A 5486-nucleotide genomic window follows, 5' to 3' on the forward strand; every position below is an offset into this window, starting at 1 on the left:
ACGTCCACCAACACGGATCAACCATTGAGAAGGATTTTTCATATCAACGGTAAAATTATCAGCATCTTCAATGGTATCAAACATCAAATGTTGATAAGCAAGTTGTATTTGGGGCTCAAATGTTAAACCTTCCATTCCGGTAGAAAATTGTTTGCCAACGGTGGTGGAAATACTTAACATTTTTACATTGTTCAATTTCGCGGTTTTACCAATGATAGCATTGGTGATATCGCTCTTTATTATTCCATAGGATAAAAGTGTATCCATATAGAAACCACTGTCATGCTGTACGCTACTATAGGCAGTGAGAGACCATTTATCTAAAGTGCTTTTACTTGCATCCTGCATCTCTTTTGGAGTGAAAGACAGCCGCCCATAGGTGCCTAAAAGACCAAGATGTGTAGTAGTGCTGTGCCCTTCTAACGTAGTCAATGCAACCCCACCTTGTATAGCGGCGTAGCGAATATCAGCACCATAACCATATTTAAGGGGACCGCGTTTCGAGGATAAGGTTCCTGTACCCCCATAGGTAGAGAGGAAAAAACTGTTTTTTAGATTTTTCTGCTCTCCCAAGACTGTTGTTCTCATATTGGCTAAAAGTGCATTTTGCTTGGCCATATCGGCCAATCCAGTATAAAAGAGGGCATTTGGCATAACCAAATAGCTTGCCATTTGTGGTACAACTGCTCTTACTTTTGAATCGGTGTCAAAAAATTCAGGCTGCAAACGGAAATCCCAGAAATCTTTATCCTTTTCATCGAATAAGTTTTGGTTAGCATTGGCTTTGCCATAGCTTGAGACTGGTCCATAGGCAGTTAGCGTATATTTATAAGGAGTTCCTCCTATGGTGGTATAGCCATTTTTCAATTTAAAGGAGTCTTCTTTTGCTTCTCCAGAAACTTGAATAAGTGAAAGTCCACCTATATTTGAAGGAGTAGAAGCATTCTCTACGCTCTCTTTATCCCCTGAAACACTTTTGACATAAACTGTTGTGGTGCCTGCTACATCACCGTGAATGAGAAGCCTATCGGTTTTTTGTGCATCTATTGCAACACCATCACTCCATATAGCGTTGAAATGAATTTCTGCCTCACCAAAGGCATTATAGACTGCTAGAATGGTTGGTATTCCAGATCCTACATGCAATGTATGATAATGATCTTCTACCGGTCTATTAAAAACAATAGAACTATCATTAAGATTGAGCACAGAAATATCAGAACGTGACCTTTGAGCAATAGCAAGCAGTTTTCCGTCATCATCGGTTTCTTTTGTACTGGTTTTCAATATCCATGTTGTCTTGTTTGTCAAATCAAAGCGTACGGTTCTGTTTTCTGCAATTTTTGCTCTTCCCTTTAATACCGAGTGATTAGCATTTAATGTAAAAGCAAAATTACTTTCTTTAGTTGAAGCTTTTGCTGCTAATAAAATATCGGCACTGATTTCTGAATTTTTGAGATTGGCTATACCGATTGATTGGTCTGCGTTAATTCCAATACTATTTTCAGTGCGAATCTTTGTATTTGTCAAGTTGATTTCTAAGGCGTTATCGTCCTCGGATTTATCAAATATTATGCCACTGTTTTCTGCTGTTGCAGAAACATTTGTTACATCAATATATCCGCTATTTTTTACAACAAATGCTGATCCTTTTGCTGCTACGGTCCCTCCATTCATTTTAATTGTGCCACCGTTTTCTGCATAAAGTCCGATGAAAGTATTGCTAATCGCTGTATTTCCATGCAATTCAATTAAGCTGTAAGGATTACTGGCAGCTGCACCGTATCCGTTGCCATCCATTGTTGTTAGAGCAACGTCTGTGACCTTAATATGTCCACCATTCATTGCGAACAATGCCATGGTTGTCGCAGTTACTGTTCCCCCAGTCATTATGATTGTGCCACTATTTTCTGCATCAAGTCCGGTTACAGCATTATCAATAGTTGTCTTCCCATACAATTCAATCAAGCTATTAGGATCGGTGGTAGCTGCACCGTATCCGTTACCATACATCGTTGTTAGAGCAACATTTGTGACCTTAATATGCCCACCGTTTTTTGCAAACACTGCCATGTTTGCAGCGGTTACAGTTCCTCCCGTCATTGTGATTGCACCACTATTTTCTGCATTAAGCCCGATGAAAGCATTATTAATTGTTGTCTTTCCATGCAATTCGATCAAGCTATCAGGATCGGTGGTAGCTGCGCCATAGTTACCATTTATTGTTGTTAGAGCAACATCTGTGACTTTAATATGCCCACCGCTTTTTGCAAGCAATGCCATGTTTGCAGCGGTTACAGTTCCTCCCGTCATTGTGATTGCACCACTGTTTTCTGCATTGAGCCCGATGAAAGCATTATTAATCGTTGTCTTTCCATGCAATTCAATCAAGCTTTCAGGATCGGAGGTAGCTGCTCCGTATCCGTTACCATACATCGTTGTTAGAGCAACATCTGTGAGCTTAATATGTCCCCCGCTTTTTGCAAGCAATGCCATGTTTGTTGCGGTTACAGTTCCACCCGCCATTGTGATAGTACCACTATTTTCTGTATTAAGCCCGATGAAAGCATTATCAATTATTGTCTTTCCATATAATTCAATCAAGCTGTCAGGATCAGTGGTAGCTGCACCGTATCCGTTGCCATCCATTGTTGTTAGAGCAACATCTGTGACCTTAATATGTCCACCGTTTGCTGCAAACAGTGCCATGTTTGTTGCGGTTACAGTTCCATCCGCCATTGTGATAGTACCACTATTTTCTGTATAAAGTCCGATGAAAGCATTATTAATTGTTGTCTTTCCATGCAATTCAATCAAGCTGTTAGGATCGCTGGTAGCTGCACCGTATCCGTTGCCATCCATTGTTGTTAGAGCAATATCTGTGACCTTAATATGTCCACCGCTTTTTGTAAGTACTGCCGCGCTTTTCCCAGTTACAGTTCCATCCGCCATTGTGATAGTACCACTATTTTCTGTATAAAGTCCGATGAGAGCATTATTAATTGTTGTCTTCCCATCCAATTCAATTAAGCTTTCAGGATCGGTGGAAGCTGCACCGTATCCGTTTCCGTCCATCGTTGTTAGAGCAACATCTGTGATCTTAATATATCCACCGTTCATGGTAAACAATGCTGCGCTTTTTGCAGTTACAGCTCCTCCCGTCATTATGATGACACCACTGTTTTCCGCATCAAGTCCATTTATAGCATTAGTAATCGTTGTCTCTCCATCCAATTCAATAAAGCTGTAAGGATCGGTGGAAGCTGCCCCGTATCCGTTTCCGTCCATCGTTGTTAGAGCAACATCTGTGACCTTAATATATCCACCTTTTTGTGCAAATAATGCTCTATTTCCCGCAGTCACTGTCCCTCCCATCATTATGATTGTAGAGAATAAACCGTCTGCATAGAGTCCATCACCATCAGATGATGTAACTTGAACGCTGCCTTCTTTACTATTGGCTAAAGTAATGAAGCTGCCGTTCATTACGTATAGCCCTGTGTGTTCTCCATCAAATGCTCCTCCTAATATCGTTACTTGTGAACCATCTTCTGCCGATATGCTGGTGTCTGCGTGCGTAATGGTTACATTTTCTAAAGTGAGATGACTTCCGGCAAAGGCCGTTATTCCTGTGTATAAAAACTCTTCTTTTTCATTTTCTAATTCACTTTCCCATCCAGGGTCTAATTCATTGTCCGATGTTTTCACACTTTCTAGCTTGTCTTGATCACTTATGCTGGTATTTGCATAAGTAATGGTTACATTTTCTAATTTGTTTTTATCGCTTTTACTCTCATTGAAGAACGCACTAGTTTCAAAAGCCGTAATGGTTCCTCCAGTCATTGTGATTGTGCTACCGTTTGTTGCATAAAGCCCAATTACAGCGTCATTAATTACCGTATTTCCGTGTAGTTCAATTGTGCTTTCAACATCATTAGCTATTGCACCGATTCCGGTGCCATCTTTTTTTAAAGTAACATCTGTGACGTCAATATGTCCGCCATTTTCTGCAAGTAATGCTGTATTTTCTCCAGTGACTGATCCTCCTATCATTGTGATTGTGGATTGTGCACCATTTGCATAGAGTCCGTCACCATGAGATGATGTAACTTGAACACTGCCTTTTTTATTATCGGCTAATTCACTATAGGTTAAAGTAATAGCGCTGCCTTCCGTAGCAGATATTCCTTTGAGTTCTCCATCAAATTCTCCTCCTAAAATCGTTACTTCAGAATGATCATTTGCAAATATACTGGTGTTTGCTTGCGTAACTGTTACGTTTTCTAAAGTAACTTTGCTTTTGTTGTCGGCATTTATTCCCTTGTCCATGAAGTGGCCATCTTTACCGCTTGATATTGTTACACCTTCCAGCTTATTTTTATCATTCATACTGTTTTCGAAGAAAGCGCCAATTTCAGAAACCGTAATAATGCCTCCAGTCATTTTGATTGTAGCACCATCTTTTGCATTAAGACCAAGACGAATGTCAAAATCAGTTCCTTTAATGGCTGTGTCTTGCAGTAATGTAATCGCACTGCCAAGACCGTCAGCTGTTACAGCATAAATATCCGTGTCTTTATTCCCAACCACAGTTAAATGTGTGCCGGTGATTTTCCCGTTGTCTTTCGCATTAATAATCTCATACGTTGTGTTAGATACTTCTTTTTTCTCGCCGGAAACTTCAAGAGTTTCAGCATATACATTGAGATGGGTGTTGAATAGCATGACAGCTATGACAGCTGTGCAGCATAAAAGGGATTTTTTACACATCAAGATTTTCCTAACTTATAAGAGCCACACACTCTTCCCCCGCTTATAAGAAGGATATCAAATGGATGGATATTTTAGAGATGGAACGTGAATAGGATATTTTTATTTTTGTGTAAAGTATAAATTAACTTATACATTTAGCATATAATGTATTATATTTAAATTCATTTAGTATTAAATGAATACATTATGTTAATATTATGTAAGTATTATAAGTTTTTCTATTCAAGATATGTGTTATGTTTGCATAAAACTTGTTGCTTATGCTTAAAGAAAAGAAATAGGCAAGAAAATTTCAAAAAACTGTATACTTGAGCCTGATAGGGATCTCTTCCAACATCATGAAACCAAAGATGATACCATAGCTTTCATGTTTTTCTTTAACACGGTTACGATAAAATAGCGCTCATTGATTTTTCAATCGACTTTTAGTTTTTTTCAAGGGATATTTTTACTAGTTAAAAGCGCGATATTTTATTGTCTTGAGTTTTTTAACTAATTTTCTTAAAGAAAAATGTTGGCGGTGTGTATTGGTAGAAAAGAATAGGGGAGAGATAAAAAGGCAGCATACTGTGCTGCCCTTTTTGTTAAATTGAATAGAATGAATAGGCTATTTTTACAGCCTTGATTTAAAACTGGTAGCGCATGCCACCTGAAAAGCTTGCACCACTTATACCAGTTTTCTGAAGCTTTTGTTGATAACTTACATCACCATG

1 protein-coding gene is annotated in these 5486 nt (G+C 38.8%); it reads right to left on the minus strand.

Features of this window, described 5'->3' with window-relative positions:
• A partial coding sequence (locus tag ACFIMI_RS09380; protein WP_375692509.1) for an autotransporter outer membrane beta-barrel domain-containing protein occupies positions 1–4770 on the minus strand: 4770 nt, incomplete at its 3' end.
• Between the last annotated feature and the right edge of the window lie 716 nt (positions 4771–5486).

Origin of the sequence: Bartonella sp. AP4SXKL (genome assembly GCF_042195845.1) — a bacterium.
Classification (GTDB): Bacteria; Pseudomonadota; Alphaproteobacteria; order Rhizobiales; family Rhizobiaceae; genus Bartonella.